Here is a 16,718-nt window from a genome sequence, read left to right as displayed (position 1 = left end):
CGATGTAAGTTAGTCCAAATAAGGGCATGAATGACAGGCTGGACACCAGCTTCATTCTCCGGGCATGCCTGAGCAGATTGATAATGACAAGCGTAAATGAAGAAAACTACGGCAAAGCATGGCTACAAGGACCCTCTTCAGGGTCATTGACCTTCGTTATGTACCAATCTTTAGTTCAATCAAATCTCTTAAGCGCTCGAATTTCTTCCCCTTCCTTGATGCCCCAAACTCAATCAATTGCTTAGTACTGTACTTTATTCGCCTGCCATCTTTGCTCAACTGTCGGTGGAGCAGAGAGAGGAGTGATTTGCCCCGAAGTGAAAGATCGTATTCTGTCATAATAGCTTTTCTAAGCTCTTCAGGGTACTCCTCGCCTTCGTTAAGTGAGGTCTCCTCCTCGTAGAAGTCTTTATTATCCAAAACTTTCCCAGGGTGGGTCCGGAATGCAGAAACTTTGCCTGAGAGAATCCTATGAACAGCAAGCGCATACCACCTAACAAAAATTTCTACGTCAGCAGTAAATGCTTCCAGCTCATCTTTTGTTAGTAGGCTTACAAGGTCCCCATCTCTAAACAGATCATTCTCGACTGAGTAGCCATTAGTAGTAATGAGCCTATCCCACCTTGCCACCCATTCTGGCGTGCCATGAACCCATAAATCCTTATCAACAACATAAACGAGTGGCGGGGCTGTGGTTAGCTCATCCAATTTTTCCATAAGCTCAATAACGGCATCCTTATTGCCTGCCGGGAGAATATCTACCTGCAGGTGGGAAAGTTCCTCCTCAACCCGCCTATAGAAAATAATATCATCATTTCCCTCAACTAATACGGTAGGCAGACTTGACCTCTTGATTAGCTCAAACGTCTCATTAACGGTAGGGCGAGATCTGTTGGCTGGCATAAAGATCACTCACCGCGATCAAGGTTAACGGCGATTTCCTTGTCCGGATATTTCGCATATATGAATGGAGAATGCGTTGCGAAAACGAACTGATTTTCAGACTTCTGGCCCTCGAGAATGCTGAATAACTGCCTTTGCCAATCCACGTGCAAGCTTAGCTCTGGCTCATCTATGAAAATAACTGCATTTTTGTAAAACGCGTTATAGCAAATGAAGCTAAGCATCTGCTTTTCGCCGGCTGACAGAGCGTTACTATTGACTGCCGCCGCTGCATCTCCAAAACTTAGTCTGGTTCCAAACGAAATACCAGAGTGCTGGAAAAGACGCTCAACCAGCCCCCTGACGGCATCGAGCGGCCTCATTGTTTCCCGGCGAAATGTTTCGATACTCTCAATGTCCGTGCGCGTTTCTGACAGCAACGAATTCGCATCCTTCCTGTCGCTGTCTATCTCTTCGTATCTTTTAATCTTGTCAATTACCGACCTCGAAACATCCGCTTGGAATGCGTTTATCTCCTCTGAAAAAGAGGCGTAGCGCCGTAATAGTAGCTGAACGATGTCTTGAGTGGATATGGCTGAGACAAAAACGTGATCCTCACTGCCAAGCCTTTTGGAGAGCGATGATAGCGCCTCATCTATCTCTGATTCTGCCCTCAATGCATTTCTACTGCGCGGCTTTCTGGTAGTGTCCATCGAGAATCCGCCTTCGATCCGCCGGAAAGTAGGAAAGAATACGGTACGGCCGAGGGAAGCCAGTATTGGATTTGCCTTATCTTCAGCGGACTCAAAGAATGGGTCTTCGGCTGGATCACCCTGATCGTCCTCAAATGAATGAACTTGACCATCGTGCTCCATTTCAATTCGGCAGTGAAGAGGTCCAGTGCGAACAACGTGGCAGGAATAATCACTCGTGACCATATGAAATGACTTAAACTCAACTTCGCGGAGCGCGTGAAGAATATTTCCGCTCATTACGAACCACGCCAGCTTAAGTAGGGTTGTTTTCCCCGACCCATTTCGGCCTGTCACGATGTTTAGATCTTTGTTGAAGTTCAACTCCACTACGTCAGATTTTCCAAATAGGCCTTCAACTGAGATCGTTTGTATGTGCATGCAACTTAAGCCCTTAGTGTTCTTTTTTTGATCGACGTCAACCCAAGGAAGATTGCGATAGAGCCTCACTCTGTTCAAGGGGGAGGACGTGATTTTCGCAGGATCCGGTACAGCTTGACGCCGTTCTTTAGTCGGTTCTGGCTAAGGAGGTCTGCTACATAGTTCTTCGCGGCTCAGTGCCTTGAGGCCTTAGTTCCTGTCTGACAATCGTTGGAGTCGGAATAGGCCGCCCTGTACGGCATGCCTCTCGCCGACTGCTGAATTTGACGGGTGCGTCGGTTGGGCTGCAACGAATACGACAAAAATGCAGCGCAGCAACAATTGTACGGAATTGTGAGATTCTCAAACACAACGCCGCTGTGCATCCTGGAGGGTGTGCGGCCGTGTTGTGTTTGGTGGGTGGCACTGCCCAAGGGGTGCAGGGGGCGCGGCGAACGGGCCCCTGCGAGCAGGGGGATGCAAGGGGGAGTGCGGAACGATGACCCTTGCTCCGGCTGAAGGCCCCGAGAGGGTCAGGGAGAGCGGTGTGTCTCCCTGGCGGCGCGGCAGCGGCGCTGGGGTCCAGGGGTCTCCCCTGGCGAACGACAGCCTGCGCACAAAGGCGCGCGCAGCGCGACGACTGCGCAGGCTGATTAGTGAGTAAAGTGCTAAGCACACCCAGCGTCACGCCGTTGAAGGAACCGCGATTTCCGGATCGCCTGGGTCAACAACATTTTCCCGTCTCCTGTCCTTCCGGAGATGTGCCCCGTGTTCCAACCGCCCCGCCCCAAGTTCGCCGTTGTCTGCCGTTTCCAAGGATTGTTCCCTGCTGACATCGGTGGCTATGAGAAGCATCGCACCCGGAACGGTGGCGATCTCGGGCATGTCGATCCCACCCGCTCTCACCTGAACCGCCCCGTGATCGGCGAAGCGGATTGGGCGGCGCGCACGATCGCCATGATCGAAGATATGAAGGCCGAGAACTTCGCCGACGAGATCAAAACGCTCACGCGGCGTCGCCGAAAGAAACAGCTCAAGGAGCGGATGGCCGAAGGCCCGCGCGATCCTTGGCGGGCCACTCGCCACGGGCCTATGCGGGAGGTCATCCTGACGGCCAATCGTGATTGGTTCGACGCCCTCCCTACCCCTGCTGCCCGCAAGGCCCGCGCGCAGGCATTCGAGGATGTGGCCCGCGATTGGCTGCTGAAGAACTTCGGCGAGGATGTCGTGCATGCCCGGGCTGACCTCGACGAGCAGGCATTTCACATCCACGCTGTCATCGTGCCGAAGGTCCAGGTGGATCTGAACGGCACGAAGCGCTGGATGCTCCAACCCTCCAAGCACGAACTGATCAAGGACTACGAGGCGGCCCAAGACAGCGTAGGCAAGCATTTCGCGACGCTTGGTCTCATGCGTGGTGAGCGGCGGGCGGAAGCAGTGCGACAGGCACGGCAGAACGGTGAGGAGCCGCCAGCCTACCGGCAGCATGTGCGGACGGCCGACTGGCGCAAGTCGGAGGATACGAGGATTGTCGAAACCCGCGCCGAACTCGGCAAACGCGCGGAGGCCTTGGCCGGCGAGGAAGCAGACCTCGAGCAGAAGCAAGACGCCATCACCGCTCGGGAGAGCGCCGTCGTTCTACGCGAAAGCGCCACAACGGACAGGGAGCGGGCTGCGGAAACGAAAGAGCAGGAGGCCGAGGCGGTGCTAGCGATCGGTCAAGGGTTGGCAGCAGGAGCCTTCGACATCGATGACAGCGATCGAACGCCGGTGCTTGTCGAGGTGCCGACGGCCAATCCTGGGCTTCTGTCGAAGTTGAGGGCGCGCATGGCCCCGTCTTCTGCAGGCCGTGCTCGTGCGCTTCATGTGTTCTCGAAGGCCTTTACTCGCTTGCGCAAACAGGCCCGCGATGAGGCTGAGGCAGTTGTCGCGCGCGACACGGTCGAGATCCGGTTCGCAGACGAAAAGATCGTCGAGATCGCGTCTCGCCTTCCCGAGGCCGACCGTCGGGCCATCGGCAAGATCCGGATCTCACTTACAGCGCGCATCATGGCACTTACCGGCCGCGGTGAAGGCAACGAAGGTCGCTCGAAAGACGGCGATGACGAGCGGTCTTAACAGAAGAATGCAAAGTTTGTTTTCAGCAACATCAGGGACTTAGACCTCGCTGACGAAGAAATTTCGGAAAATCGCTGCTGCCTGAAAAGCGATGGTCCGAATATTCTTCCGTCCGCGGCGGCAGAGGCCTCAGCGGACACGACCTGAAACAGTCCTACGAGGAAAAACCTAACCATGAAGAACCTGCTGAACACCACCCGTTTCCATGCCCCCGCCGATGGCCGCGGGAGCGGCGGAGATCGCCCCAAGCTGACCGCGAAACAGCGGGCGATCGCCGCGCTCGAGAAGGCGATCGACAAGGATGCCAAGGCAGAGGAGCGCCTTGACGCCGCTCGTCGCAAGGCCATTGGCGAGCACTTTACCGCGTGGATCGAGGACGCAGACATGTCCCTCATCGTCGAGGTCTTCGCAGGCCTCGAGGTTGTGGCCACCAAAGCCAACCGCAAGCGCATCGCGTCGCACCCGCTCCGCCCCGAGAAGGTCGATGCCATTGTCGAGAAGCGGCTTGCCGAGATCGAGCGCATCAAGGCCGAAGAAGCCGCGGAGCGTGAGCGTGAACGCCGGATGGCTGACGACGCGACGACCCCTACTTGATCATCGTTTGATCCTCGCGCCCTCCGTCATCGGAGGGCGGCAAACTCCATAGCCCCCCGACCTCCTCATCGAGACGATACAATGCACGCCCCCCTCGCCACCATTCCGTTGCAAGGAACCGGCTCAGCCGGTCCCGCTTGGAGTGGGCAGGTTACGGAGTTGTCAAACGCAAATCTGGGGGACATTGTACGCCTGACCGAGGCCCGTGACAGGCTAGCGACAATTCTGACAAGCGGAGAGATGTGGGTGCTCCCCCTCTTCACGAGGATCGAGGCCGAGTTGGCACAATTGACAACACAAGCGAATGTGCTTGAGCGCGCCCGACAGATCGCTGAGGAAGCAGTGCGAAATGCAGCTTGAAGTTGAGCACGAAACGTAGAGCGTTTCCACAGTTAACGCTTAGCTGGAAGCCCTTATTTCATCGAAATGATGCCCCCCTGAATATCTGCTGGCCGTCGAAAGAAACAAAAAATACCGCATAAGGTGCATCCCGACGAGGCCGCAAGATCACCCGACTAACTGCCAAAAGATTCAATGCAACGACAATTACTCAAATTAGCCCCGTTCGGCCGGAGGAAGGGAAACAGCCTGACGGCTTACGGTCAGCCCGGGAGCATTATCTGGCAAGCCAAGGTCAACACCTGTAGGTATTTCGATACAAACGTTACTGAAGCTGACCTCCGAACGATACGAGGAGAAAACGTTACTCGAAATAGAATGGGGGGCACTATTTGTGACCCTAGAGTTCTCCATTATTAAATCAGAAAACCTAACCTCGATCGCGCTATAGAACCAAGTATCAAATAACTCACAGCCGACCAGCTTGGCGCGACCGACGCTATCTATAATAGCAAATCCCTGCGAACATTCGAAAATATTGCAATCCACTAACGTGACAGAGTCACATCTATGCGCCTCTATACCGTAGGTTCCGCATCCGAAAAGATTGCAGTCCTCAATTACTACAACTCCGCAGTCTTCGAACTTAAGAACTGCTCCCATGCAAGAGCCCATGTCGGGCCTGTGTCCAAGCGATAAGCCGCGAATCCTTACCGAAGGGCAGTTCTTGAAGGTGAGGGTCGTAGCGTAGCGTGGCTCTACGGTCAGCTCGACCCTCCCATGTCCGACCAAGGTGAAGTTCTCGAGATCTCGAAGTATAATTTCCTCGCCATCGAAAACCTCCTGCACCGAAACCTCACGAACATCGGGAATAGATAAATTGCTTAGAGAAAAACTTTTATCAATACCCATTCTCGTGTGCGAGCGAATGTTTGCCAAGAACTCATCGCCAGATGAGACGGTAGTATCAGTAAAATCTAACGGCGTTACAGCGTTACCTTCAAGCTCTGCAATATACGATACCAGAGTATAGAAATCTCCATGGAAGCAATCGATGTATTGATATTGAGCAAATGAGATACCGTCGATCCGAACCCTCGGTATCTCACAATCTTCCAAACGAACCGGCAGAATATAGACACTACCGGCAGGAACCAAGGCAAGCCTACTTAGAGCCTGCCGAAACTCGGATTGAACATAACCAATCTTCGTCACAGATTTACTAGAAAACAGTGGAACAAAATACTTCGCCGCTGAGATGGCTTCCCTTAGCCTGTCTTCCCACAAATCCCCTGGACGCAATCCATCCAAACTATAAGGTTTCGGCGGCTTGTCCATCCATGGCTTCAAACCGGTTTCTCGAAGGCGCCGATATAGGGCCTGCGCAAGGTGCAGATCTTCTGATGCATACGAAATAAAGACGTCTATATCCACGGAATACATTCACTTAGATTAGAAGGCTTCGACAAGCATGGGTTGAGGCGAGCGTAAACATGGACGAACCCGAAACACAAGTTGACGATGGCTCGGACGAGGTTCCAGAGTGTGGCTACATAGACGATCACCCACTCAACCGTGTGCGCTACTGGCGGCGATAGTGACGTTTCAGCACTCAGCTAGGCGAGGTGTTTAGGCACTGCCAGCGCCACCATTTGCGCCAGCTCTAGCTTGCGTGCCAAAGGCATCTCGTCACCGTAAAGCTCCCGATTTCGCGCCGAGGCTACGCTATGCCCCATCATCTCTGCACGGTCATCCGATGCAATCTCGGCGGCCTTCAGTCGGCTTTCCCAAGTATGCCGCGTCCCGCCGGCGGTGTGTCTCGGCGACGGCATTAGGTCGTGGCCACGAAGATATCCGTTGATGAGCGCTGAATAGCTGCGCTTGTAGCGGTAGCGGGGGAAACCATTCGGATGCCGCCGCGCTGCTGCCAGTGCCACACCTACAAGTGGCACAAGGCGCACGGAGGATGTGTTCTTGATCTCGCGCTTCTCGTCGCCGTCCTCGAAGGCGATCCGCAGATGCGGGATCACCGCGTCCAGCACGATGGCGTCCGAAGGGAGATCGTGGATCTCTGTTTGTCGGCAACCGGTTTCGATTGAGATCAGTAGGATATCGCGGGCCTCGTCATTAAGGTCATCGAATGCGCCGGGCGCGAACCATTTCTCCACGATCCACTCGACAGGTATCTCAGGTTTGCGACCCTTGACCGCATGCCGATCCCGGAGCGTCACACCGAGATAAGGGCGTGGTGGCTCCGCAAGGTCGAGGCTGTCATAGTAATGGGCCAGCATCGAGGACATGTTCGAGAAATCCTTCTTCGCCGTCTCCGCTGTCTGACCCTCCCTTTCGATCCGTTTCTGCCACCATGCTTTGTGCTTACGGGCATCCACAGCCTCCAGCGACAGGACAGGCCGGTCGCCACCCAGGGCGGCTATGAGGTTCCTCACCGCGCGCGTCCGAGGGTTGCGCCACAAGCGCATCTGCGTGTCGCTCTTGTAGCGGTTGTCATGCGCACAGACCCGTTCGACTTCCTTGACAAGTTCCGACAGCATCAGCTCTGGCGCCTCGACCCCGCCGAGCAGCGCTCGCGCCATCTGAGGGGTGTCAGCCGGCTTCAGGGTATCAAGACGAGCGAGGATCTCTTCGAGCGGCCCGCTCGCGAGATCGTCGGCTTGGCGGTAGGTGATGCCGCGGGTTGCTGCCAAGGCAACCGCAGCCGAGAATACGTCAGCCGGCTGCTGAGACTTGCCCATTGTCAGGCGCGCGTCGAGCTCGGCCAAAACCGCCGCCTCGGCTGCCGGAAGACGGGCCCTTGCCTCGCGCTCGCTGTCGGTGCGTAGGCTGCGGTGGATCTCGGTTCGGGGCTATACCCGACCATACCTCCGGGGCACACGCATCCGCAGATGCCAGGTCCCGTTGCGCTTCGTTATGCCTGCCATCTGCCAGTTCGCTTTGCCCTTGTTCAACCTGTATCGAGGCCGTCTCCGACGATCAAGCCGCGCTACACATTTTGCTACACAATACCGATGCCGACCGGCAATCGATATGTCGCCATATCCCATATAAAACGGGATTTTATCCGCACATGGGGGTGTCAGATGAATCCCTGTCTCTCCGCCACTATCCCCCCTGATATCGATAGATATTCACCTGAGTTGCCGGGACGGGTAGGTCGCAGGGTGATGGCCAATCTCGGCATAGATTGACGACTTTTCGCACTGCTGGCTGCGCCGACCATGCCAAGAGGTCCGCGCCTCTGCCGCCGGAGACGACCATTCGGTCGCCTAGAGAAGACGAAGCCCCGCCGGGCTCGGCGCGAGCTCGTGGCTGTGGATGGCTTTCAGCACCAGAGACGGAATAGCTTAATACCTTACTCATGCAGCACCTCGATCTGCCGCAGCTTCAGCAACATTCCCTCGTGCTTTTCGGGCTTTCCACTCGTCGCCTCACCCGTCCCACGACGGCATAATCCATCTCGACAGTTAGGGCATTTCAATGGCGGCATTCCAAGAGGAAACCCCTCGAACCAATACAAAATCGAAGGTGGTTACTAATAGCCTGCATGAATGTTGGGTCATATCACCCATCGAGCATCGACAGCATCGTTGACTTCTGACCTTGATTCACGATCCTGAAGGTATGGCCCTCTGTATTTCACCAATATCCATTGATACAGCAAACTAAACTGCAAGGGCCACGCAACGACAATCTGTCGATAGTTCATCCGCCATTGACTGCAGGCATATTTCATACACGACCAACATTGGGGTTCGCCGCTGGCACTCCCCGTGTGTCAAACTACGGAAGACAAATAGATGAAAAGAAATGGGAGGATACTTTAGATGTAGGTAGCGCTGCAAATCGGCCCCTTGCCGCTCGAGCGCTCGCACATTGCCTTTAATAAAACTAATTGTCGGGAATCCAATGATGATATTGTGGCGGCTTATAGCCAATGCCGCCCGAACCCCGACCTATGATGGAGCGAAGGATGGGGTTGAATTTTCGCCTAATGGTTTGCGTTTCCAATCTACTGATCGCAGTTCTCGTATATCTCTCAAGCACTGGAATTGCGACTGCACAGGACGGCAAACCGGTTTTCCCGAGTTTCACTGACCCTATAGCGGCGGACGATCTTTTGGGACGGGTCGTGAGTTCCCGAGATCTCCCGGTCGCGGCCGCTACGGTATACCTCGTGCCGACCACTATGATCGACATGACGCCGATAACGGCCTCGGCGGTGTTCGATGAACCATATGCGGCCGATGCGTATGACGAACCCCTGGAAGATGCGATTGCGAGGCATCGCGACCAGCTCCCTAGCGGGAAAACAGATCAGCAGGGACATTTCCGGATATTCGACATCCCGGATGGCCGGTTCTTCGTCTATGTCGCACTCGCCGACGGCGATGTCGAGCACCTGCCCGGCGGCGACAAGAGCCGTGCTTCCTATGATGCGCAGGAGCTTCGAGGGCATGAAAAGAGGATTCAGCTGTCGAGCCGCCCGCCGCCCCATGCCGAGTACATCGGCAGCACCCAATGCCTGGAATGTCACGAGGAGCAGGCGGCCTGGAAGCAGACGGGACACAAGCTCGCATGGTCCCGCCCCGGCAATCCGGGACCTCACCAGGATTTTTCGCAGTTCCCGGACTTCTTCGAGGCGCTCGAGTCGTGGATCGAGGCTGAATCGTATGAGGGCGGCACCCGTCTCGAGATCGGCGACTACAACCCGGAGGCCCGCGGCAACGTGAAGTTCAAGATCCGCCTCGCCGATGATGAAAGGGTGGAGATCGAGAAGATCTACGCGGACATCTATTTCTGGAAGAGCGCGCAGGACGGCGAATACTATATCTCGGTCGAGAACCGCCTGAACGAAACCGATCCTGCCAGCCCGGCCCATCTGAAGATCGAGATGGTCTATGGGGGCGCGGTCCTGCGTCAGAGATACATGGTCTCGGTCCCGGAATCGTTGGGGGATCGGCAGGGCATATATACGCTGCTGCAGTTCCACCCGAACGGAGACGATCGTCGGCTGACCCATAATCGGCGCGTCTGGCGAGACTACAAGTTCAACTATTGGTGGAGCAAGGGCGAGGACGGCGAATACGGGACCCCCGACGACCGGATCACGGCGCCCGCAGTGAACGAGAACACGATCCAAGCGATGTGCGCCGCCTGCCATGTCACTGGGTACGAACGGTACATGGACGAGGAGACGGGACAGGCGCTTGTGCGCGGGGTCAACGATCCGAACGGCGCGTTCAACATCGACGATGATCCCGAGATGGACGAGGTCAATGTCGGATGCGAGACCTGCCATGGCCCCGGCTCCGAGCATGCGGCGTTCGCCGGGCTAGGAGAAAACTTCCCGTCCCACATGGTCAATCCCGCCTACCTGTCCGTCGAACGGGAAACGGCGGTCTGCGGCCGCTGTCACGACCGCCGGCAGGGGCCGGGCGGCCCCACCCTCGGCTATACCCAGCCGATCAACGAGGACGGCGAGATGATGCCGCCGGGGCTGAGCCGCCACACCATGATCACCGAGTACAGCGTGACGCGCGGCCCCATCCCCGGCCGTCACATCTGGGTCGACGACATCCACTCCCGCAATCCGCACCAGCAATACGCGGATTACATGAAATCGGGCATGTACAGGAACGACCGGCGTATGGTCGGATGCAGCGACTGTCACGACATGCATGGCGGCACCGGCTTTCGGCGCTCACTCGTTGGCGATCCGGACGACGCGTCGTCGCCGCTCTGCCAGAACTGTCATGCCGTCGATATCAACGCGCATATGCAGCACCAGCTCGGCAGCGAGATGAAGGGCGCGGCAGGAACGCGCTGCGTCGACTGCCACATGCCCGGAACGGCCATCCATGGAGGCGACTCGGGACGCTTCGGACGCATGGTCAGCGCGCCACCCTAATACGACGCACTCACCGAAGAGATAAACGCCTACCTGCAGGGGGATATCAACTCCCACGTGTTCGACGTCCCGCGCACGACGACCGTCGGCGTTCAAGGCGAATTGCCGGGCAACGCGATGCCGATCCCTTACACCTCGGCCTGCGGCACCTGCCACGACGTTTCCGAAATTCAGCACAAGTGAGATGTCCTTATGCTGCGTCGATTTCTTGCTGCGGTGACCCTAAGCGCATTGATCGCCATGCCAGGCAGCCACGCCAGTGCGAATAGCGACAGCGTCATCGAGTATCGTCAGCACCTGATGCGGGCGATCGGCGGCCATATGGCTGCGGTCGCGGCCATCGTGAAGGGGCGTCTGCCGCTGACCGAGCACATAGCGGAACACGCGGAGCTCATCGAGAATGCGGCGGAACTCGTTCCCGCCGCATTCGAAGAACAGGTGAGCGACGGATTGACGGACGCGCAGCCCGAGATCTGGAGCAGGATAGACGATTTCGTCGAATTGAATGCGGAGATGTCCAAAGCCAGCGCGGCGCTTGCCAAAGCGGCCGAAGAGGGCGACATGCGCGATATCGCGATGGCGATGCAAAGCCTCGGCAAATCCTGCGGATCCTGCCACCAGCCCTTCCGCAAACCAAAGGAAGAAAGCTACAAGCAACCAAGATAGGCGAGCCCGTCTGATGTTAGCTATCCGAACGTCAAAAATGACCAAGCCTATTATCTGGCTATTCGGCATAAGCGTTGCTGCCGCGGCATTCGGCTACGCTTTCATTCTTCCGGGCTTGGGACAAACAGCGAAGAACGTTGATCTGGGCGCCTACTCCGCCGATGCAGAGCGCGGGGAATACGTGTTGCGAATGGGTGGCTGCGTCGTCTGCCATACCGATATCGACAACGGTGGTGTTTTTCTGGCCGGCGGTGCCGGGCTGGAAACACCGTTCGGCACATTCTACGCCCCCAATATCACACCGGATACGGAACACGGCATCGGTGCGATGTCGCTCGAGGATTTCTACGTTGCCATGACCGCAGGTGTGACTCCGGATGGCGAACATTATTTTCCCAGCTTCCCCTATACCAGCTACGGGCGCGTCAAGACCGAAGATATCGTCGATCTCAAGGCCTACCTGGATACGGTCGAGCCGGTGGCCAGGCCGAACCGGCCGCACGAATTGATTTGGCCCTTCTCGAACCGACAACTCGTGGGGGTCTGGAAAAGCCTTTATCACACTCCCGAACCGTTCGTTTCCAATGAAGTGGAGTCAGCAATCTGGAACCGTGGCGCATATCTCGTGAACGGCCCTGGCCACTGCGGCGAGTGCCATACTGCAAGGAATCTCATCGGCGGGATTAGCGCCAATGCACTAGAGGGCGCGGGCAAGAGCTCGTTCTCATCTGGCGCCCCGCCCATTGCAGGCAGCCGATCCACGATACGCGATTGGAGCCTCAACGACCTGGTGTTCTACCTCCAGCTCGGGCTGACACCGGATGGCGACGTATCCGGCGGCAAGATGATCGATGTAATCGAGCATGGCACAAGTCATCTGACGGGAGAAGATCTCGAGGCCATCGCTACTTATTTGAAAAGCCTCTAGCAGCATGAGGCCTTTCCGAGCGTGGAAAGAGCTCCGCAGTTGACCAGTGCGGCTGCGGCGCTCCCCGGCACCCTCAGAGCAAGGCAAGATCGAGCGTAGGCACAGGATAATGAACCGCAGACTGTTCTCGAACAGCCATCTCTGTGCAGGCGGCGAACAGTCGACGATTTGAGTCTTTCAGGACCTCCACCCGTCAATGCTGTTTCATCCCGTCTCGCGGGGCGTGTCGGACATGCTCTTTCCACCGTTTCGCCAGGGCCTTCATCTCGGCATCCACATGCTTCGGCAATCGGATCGACAGCCGGACATACTGGTCGCCTGCCGGCCGCTTCGCTCGGCGGATGCCCTTGCCCTTGAGACGGACCCGCTGACCCGACGAGGCTCCTTCCGGCAGCTTCATCGAGACCGGCCCCCAGATCGTCGGCACCTCGACCCGGTCCCCAAGTACCGCCTCGTCGAAGCTGATGGGCAGTTCGATCTCGATGTCGTCGCCATTGCGGGTAAACAGCGGATGCGGGCGGATTCGCGCTTCCACATAGGCATCGCCCGAGGGGCCACCATGCAGGCCGGGAGCGCCCTTCCCCTTCAAGCGGAGCACCTGCCCGTCGCGCAGTCCGGCCGGTATCCGCAGTTCGATCGCGCGGCCGTCCGGCATGGTAACGTCTCGCGTCGCACCACGGGCAGCATCGAGGAAATCGACCTCTATGTTGTAGCGAAGATCCGCACCCGGTACGCCGAAGGGCGCCGAACGGCGGCCACGCGTGACCCGCCCACCGAACAGATCGGCGAAGATGTCGGAGACGTCTTCGAAGGCGCCGAAGGAGGCGTCGTCCGGGCCGGTTCCCCCCGCCGTGGCGCCGGCATAGCTCCAGCGAGGGTCCGGGCGCGCCCGCTCCTGCCCGTTCGCGTCGATCTCGCCCGCGTCGAAGCGGCGCCGCTTCTCCGGATCACCTAGGATGTCGTAGGCCGCGCCGACGCGCTGGAACTCCGCCTGCGTGGTCGCGTCACCCTGCGACAGGTCCGGGTGCAGCTTCTTCGCGAGCCTGCGGTAGGCCTTCTTGATCTCGGCCTGCGAGGCGTCACGTTTGACGCCAAGGATCTCATAGGGATCGTGTGTCATCCTTCATCACTCCGAACGGCACGTACCGGCCGAACACCTCACAAAAACCGTAGCGGTCTTCCCCCTCCCGGGCGGGCGGCGACCTGCCGGTCGGGCGCGCGCAGCGCCGCGATCCGGGCCTCAAGCGGCGGATGGCTGGCGAATAGCGCCTGCACCCGCCCTGCGTCGAAGGCCATGGCCCGCATTTCGTCGGGCATTGGCGGGGCATGCCGCAGGCCCCGAAGCCGCTCCAGCGCGGCGATCATGTTGTGGCGCCCGGCCAGCGCGGCCCCACCGGCATCTGCCCGGAACTCGCGCCAGCGCGAGAACCACATGACGATCGCCGTCGCCAGCACGCCCAGTACCATCTCGGTCACCAGCGAGACGATCCAGTAGCCCGGCCCATGGCCGCGCTCGACCCGAAGCAGCAGCCGGTCGACCAGGAACCCCGCCAGCCGCGACAGGAACACCACGAAAGTGTTCACCACGCCCTGGATCAGCGCCAGCGTCACCATGTCGCCATTCGCGGCATGGGCAATCTCGTGGCCGAGCACCGCCTCGACCTCCTCCCGCCGCATGTTCGCGAGCAGGCCGGTGCTCACCGCGATCAGCGCTTCGTCGCGTCGCCAGCCGGTGGCAAAGGCATTGGGCGACGGATGATCGAAGATACCGACCTCGGGCATGCCGATCCCGGCCCGCCGCGCCTGATCCCGCACGGTCTGGAGCAGCCAGCGCTCCGCCCCGTTGCGCGGGGTCTCGATCACCCGCACGCGCATCGCGGCCTTGGCCATCGGCTTCGACAGGACCAGCGAAACGAGCGAGCCGCCGAAGCCGATCACCGCGGCGAATATCAGCAGCGCCGTCAGGTCGAGATCGACGCCGTTCGCCGCGAGCAGCCCCTCGATTCCCAGCACCCGAAACGCCAGGGACAGCACGACAAGCACCGCGAGGTTCGTGCCGAAGAACAGCGCCAGCCGCAGCATGGCTCAGCCCTCCCGCGGCTCCGGGGCGGCGCTGACCGTCACCCGGGCGGGGCGTATCAGCCGCCGGCCGATGGCATAGCCCGGGCGGTGCAGCACGAGCACCCTACCCGCTTCCACGCCCTCCCTGACCTGCGTGTCGATCGCCTCGTGATGGGCCGGGTCGAAGGCGGCGTCATCGGGCGCGATGATCCGCACGTCGAGCGCCTTCATCGCGGTGTCGAAGCAACTCCGGATCCGCTCCAGCCCCTCCAAGTGCTGGGCGACGCGTTTGTCTTTCGCATCCGGTCCCGACCGGGCCGCCTCGATACCGAGCGCCAGCGCGTCGAAGCCGGGCGCCAATGCCTCGATGGTCAGAGCGATGCCATGGTCCCGGCCCTCGATGCGGGCGGCCTCGGCACGCTTGCGGGCGTTCTCGGCTTCGGCCATCGCGCGCTTCCAGCGATCGGTCAGCTCCGCGATCCTCGCGTCGTGCGTCGCGTGGCCCTCACCGCCATCGCTGGTCTCCGGCTGTGACGCGGTCGTGGTCTCGGGTTCGAGCGTGTCGCTTTCTAATTCGTTCTTCCTGTCCTCGAAATCTTCCATCTCTTACCTCCTTTCCTTCGCTGCGCTTCAGCGCATCACCAGAAAGATCCGGGCCGTGCCGCGCTGTACGGTCAGTGCGAGTGCCCCTTTGACCGCCGCCAGTTGCCGGCGCAGCTCGACCAGCGATCCGATCGGGGCACGGTTCACCGCGAGGATCACGTCGCCAGCCATCAACCCCGACCTCGCCGCGCGGCTGCCGGGATCGACCCGCGCCACCAGCACGCCCGGTTCGCCCCCGAACATCGGATCACCCGGCTCCAGGTCACGCAGCTCCGCGCCCGCCAGCCGATTCATCGCCCGATCATCCGTGAGCGAGGCGACCAGCCCGCCCTCGCGCAATTCGGCCTCGATCGTCACCGCGTCTCCGTCGCGGATCACCTCCAGCTCGACCGGGCTGCCGATCCGCTTCAGGCCGATCTGGCTGCGCAGGTCGGCCGAGCCCGCGACCGGGCGGCCATCGACCGAGACGATCAGGTCGCCGGACTCCAGCCCTGCCTCCTCGGCTGCGCTGCCGGGCTCTACCTGCGTCACCACCGCACCGAGCCCGGACTCGATCCCCAGCGCTTCGGCGAGGTCCGGTGTGAAATCCTGGATCATCACGCCGAGCTGGCCGCGCCGCACCTCGCCGAACTCGGCCAGCTGATCCATCACCGCTTGGGCCATGTTGGCCGGAACGGCGAATCCGATGCCGACATTGCCGCCCGACGGCGCGATGATCGCGGTGTTGATGCCGACGAGCCGCCCGTCGAGCGTCACCAGCGCCCCGCCCGAGTTGCCCGGGTTGATCGAGGCATCGGTCTGGATGAAGTCCTCGTAGCCGTCGACGTTGAGACCGCTGCGGCCCAGCGCGCTGACGATGCCGGAGGTGACGGTCTGGCCCAGCCCGAACGGGTTGCCGATGGCGAGCACGTAGTCACCTACTTCCAGCCGGTCGCTGTCGCCGAGTTCCAGCTCGGCAATGTCCTCGGCCTCGATTTGCAGCAGCGCGATGTCGGTGCCGGGATCGCTACCGACCAGCTCCGCCTCGAAGCGGCGGCGGTCCTTCAGCGTCACCACGATCCTGTCGCCCTCCGCGACCACATGATGGTTGGTGAGCACGTAGCCCTCCTCGGCGTCGACGATGACGCCCGAACCCGCGCTCATCTGCTGGCGTGGCGAGGGCTGGGGCATCGGCGGCAGGTCGAAGTAGCGCCGGAAGAAGGGGTCGGCGAAGAGCGGGTTGCTCTCCACGTCCTGTCGCGTCTCGACCGAGATGTTGACGACGGCGGGCGTCACCTCGGCCAAGAGCGGCGCAAGGGTCGGCAGGCCGTCATCGTTCAGGAACAGCGGGCGGTCGGGCGTCTGGGCCGCCACGGGGTTGGCGGCCAGCAAAGCCACGCAGAGTGCCGCCAGCCAGCGACGCAGAACGATCCAGGGGCCGGGCACGGGACCGGGCATCGTCTCCTCCTTGACTGATGAAGCGAGCTGGGCGCCCGGTCGCCACCGGCCG

14 protein-coding genes are annotated in these 16,718 nt (G+C 59.4%); 6 read left to right on the top strand and 8 right to left on the bottom strand.

Features of this window, described 5'->3' with window-relative positions:
- Positions 1-156 precede the first annotated feature (156 nt).
- Both O4G76_RS04685 and O4G76_RS04680 read right to left on the bottom strand, forming a co-directional pair.
- Complete coding sequence (locus O4G76_RS04685) at positions 157-903, bottom strand: DUF4435 domain-containing protein (protein ID WP_269396234.1); 747 nt, start codon at positions 901-903, stop codon at positions 157-159.
- Between the two features lie 5 nt (positions 904-908).
- Positions 909-2,015 carry an AAA family ATPase gene (locus O4G76_RS04680; protein ID WP_269396233.1) on the bottom strand — a complete coding sequence of 369 codons (1,107 nt, stop codon included), beginning with the start codon at positions 2,013-2,015 and terminating at the stop codon, positions 909-911.
- Positions 2,016-2,762: 747 nt separating this feature from the next.
- Between O4G76_RS04680 and O4G76_RS04675 the strand changes: the two genes are divergently transcribed.
- Both O4G76_RS04675 and O4G76_RS04670 read left to right on the top strand, forming a co-directional pair.
- The gene (locus O4G76_RS04675) at positions 2,763-4,112 is read left to right on the top strand and encodes a plasmid recombination protein (protein WP_269396232.1); all 1,350 of its coding nucleotides are present in this window, start codon (positions 2,763-2,765) and stop codon (positions 4,110-4,112) included.
- A 174-nt stretch (positions 4,113-4,286) separates the two neighbouring features.
- Positions 4,287-4,706 carry a hypothetical protein gene (locus O4G76_RS04670; RefSeq protein WP_269396231.1) on the top strand — a complete coding sequence of 140 codons (420 nt, stop codon included), beginning with the start codon at positions 4,287-4,289 and terminating at the stop codon, positions 4,704-4,706.
- 555 nt (positions 4,707-5,261) lie between these two features.
- Here the strand turns inward: O4G76_RS04670 and O4G76_RS04665 are convergent.
- Together O4G76_RS04665 and O4G76_RS04660 are read right to left on the bottom strand one after the other, a co-directional pair.
- A complete protein-coding gene (locus tag O4G76_RS04665; RefSeq protein ID WP_269396230.1) occupies positions 5,262-6,479 on the bottom strand; it encodes a TIR domain-containing protein in 1,218 nt (405 codons plus the stop codon).
- Between the two features lie 182 nt (positions 6,480-6,661).
- The gene (locus O4G76_RS04660) at positions 6,662-7,825 is read right to left on the bottom strand and encodes a hypothetical protein (RefSeq protein WP_269396229.1); all 1,164 of its coding nucleotides are present in this window, start codon (positions 7,823-7,825) and stop codon (positions 6,662-6,664) included.
- Between the two features lie 1,424 nt (positions 7,826-9,249).
- On the opposite strand from O4G76_RS04660, the gene O4G76_RS04655 reads away from it, so the two are divergent.
- Genes O4G76_RS04655 through O4G76_RS04640 form a run of 4 tightly spaced genes read left to right on the top strand, consistent with a single transcriptional unit; the run spans position 9,250 to position 12,565 of the window.
- Positions 9,250-10,971 (top strand): cytochrome c3 family protein, encoded by a 1,722-nt coding sequence (locus tag O4G76_RS04655; protein WP_269396228.1) that lies wholly within the window; start codon positions 9,250-9,252, stop codon positions 10,969-10,971.
- A 57-nt stretch (positions 10,972-11,028) separates the two neighbouring features.
- Entirely contained in the window at positions 11,029-11,154 is a 126-nt protein-coding gene (locus tag O4G76_RS04650) for a hypothetical protein (RefSeq protein ID WP_269396227.1), read from the top strand.
- Positions 11,155-11,163: 9 nt separating this feature from the next.
- Positions 11,164-11,637, top strand: a complete 474-nt coding sequence (locus tag O4G76_RS04645; RefSeq protein WP_269396226.1) for a cytochrome c — start codon at positions 11,164-11,166, stop codon at positions 11,635-11,637.
- A 37-nt stretch (positions 11,638-11,674) separates the two neighbouring features.
- Positions 11,675-12,565, top strand: a complete 891-nt coding sequence (locus O4G76_RS04640; RefSeq protein WP_269396225.1) for a cytochrome c — start codon at positions 11,675-11,677, stop codon at positions 12,563-12,565.
- Positions 12,566-12,758: 193 nt separating this feature from the next.
- Here the strand turns inward: O4G76_RS04640 and O4G76_RS04635 are convergent, their stop codons facing one another.
- Genes O4G76_RS04635 through O4G76_RS04620 form a run of 4 tightly spaced genes read right to left on the bottom strand, consistent with a single transcriptional unit; the run spans position 12,759 to position 16,666 of the window.
- Positions 12,759-13,685 carry a DnaJ C-terminal domain-containing protein gene (locus O4G76_RS04635; protein ID WP_269396224.1) on the bottom strand — a complete coding sequence of 309 codons (927 nt, stop codon included), beginning with the start codon at positions 13,683-13,685 and terminating at the stop codon, positions 12,759-12,761.
- Between the two features lie 38 nt (positions 13,686-13,723).
- Positions 13,724-14,647, bottom strand: a complete 924-nt coding sequence (gene htpX, locus O4G76_RS04630) for a protease HtpX (protein WP_269396223.1) — start codon at positions 14,645-14,647, stop codon at positions 13,724-13,726.
- Positions 14,648-14,650: 3 nt separating this feature from the next.
- Complete coding sequence (locus tag O4G76_RS04625) at positions 14,651-15,229, bottom strand: nucleotide exchange factor GrpE (RefSeq protein WP_269396222.1); 579 nt, start codon at positions 15,227-15,229, stop codon at positions 14,651-14,653.
- A gap of 27 nt (positions 15,230-15,256) precedes the next feature.
- Complete coding sequence (locus O4G76_RS04620) at positions 15,257-16,666, bottom strand: DegQ family serine endoprotease (RefSeq protein ID WP_269396221.1); 1,410 nt, start codon at positions 16,664-16,666, stop codon at positions 15,257-15,259.
- Between the last annotated feature and the right edge of the window lie 52 nt (positions 16,667-16,718).

This window comes from Limimaricola sp. G21655-S1, from assembly GCF_027213785.1.
In the GTDB taxonomy this organism is placed as follows: domain Bacteria; phylum Pseudomonadota; class Alphaproteobacteria; order Rhodobacterales; family Rhodobacteraceae; genus Limimaricola.
The sequence above is the reverse complement of the archived record's forward strand: the minus strand, read 5'-3'. Positions and strand labels throughout refer to the sequence as shown.

Bases quoted from the DNA above. Each gene is read 5' to 3' on its own strand.
- O4G76_RS04685 (WP_269396234.1), bottom strand. From the start codon at position 903: ATGCCAGCCAACAGATCTCGCCCTACCGTTAATGAGACGTTTGAGCTA.
- O4G76_RS04680 (WP_269396233.1), bottom strand. From the start codon at position 2,015: ATGCACATACAAACGATCTCAGTTGAAGGCCTATTTGGAAAATCTGAC.
- O4G76_RS04670 (WP_269396231.1), top strand. From the start codon at position 4,287: ATGAAGAACCTGCTGAACACCACCCGTTTCCATGCCCCCGCCGATGGC.
- O4G76_RS04655 (WP_269396228.1), top strand. From the start codon at position 9,250: ATGATCGACATGACGCCGATAACGGCCTCGGCGGTGTTCGATGAACCA.
- O4G76_RS04645 (WP_269396226.1), top strand. From the start codon at position 11,164: ATGCTGCGTCGATTTCTTGCTGCGGTGACCCTAAGCGCATTGATCGCC.
- O4G76_RS04640 (WP_269396225.1), top strand. From the start codon at position 11,675: ATGACCAAGCCTATTATCTGGCTATTCGGCATAAGCGTTGCTGCCGCG.
- O4G76_RS04635 (WP_269396224.1), bottom strand. From the start codon at position 13,685: ATGACACACGATCCCTATGAGATCCTTGGCGTCAAACGTGACGCCTCG.
- htpX (WP_269396223.1), bottom strand. From the start codon at position 14,647: ATGCTGCGGCTGGCGCTGTTCTTCGGCACGAACCTCGCGGTGCTTGTC.
- O4G76_RS04625 (WP_269396222.1), bottom strand. From the start codon at position 15,229: ATGGAAGATTTCGAGGACAGGAAGAACGAATTAGAAAGCGACACGCTC.
- O4G76_RS04620 (WP_269396221.1), bottom strand. From the start codon at position 16,666: ATGCCCGGTCCCGTGCCCGGCCCCTGGATCGTTCTGCGTCGCTGGCTG.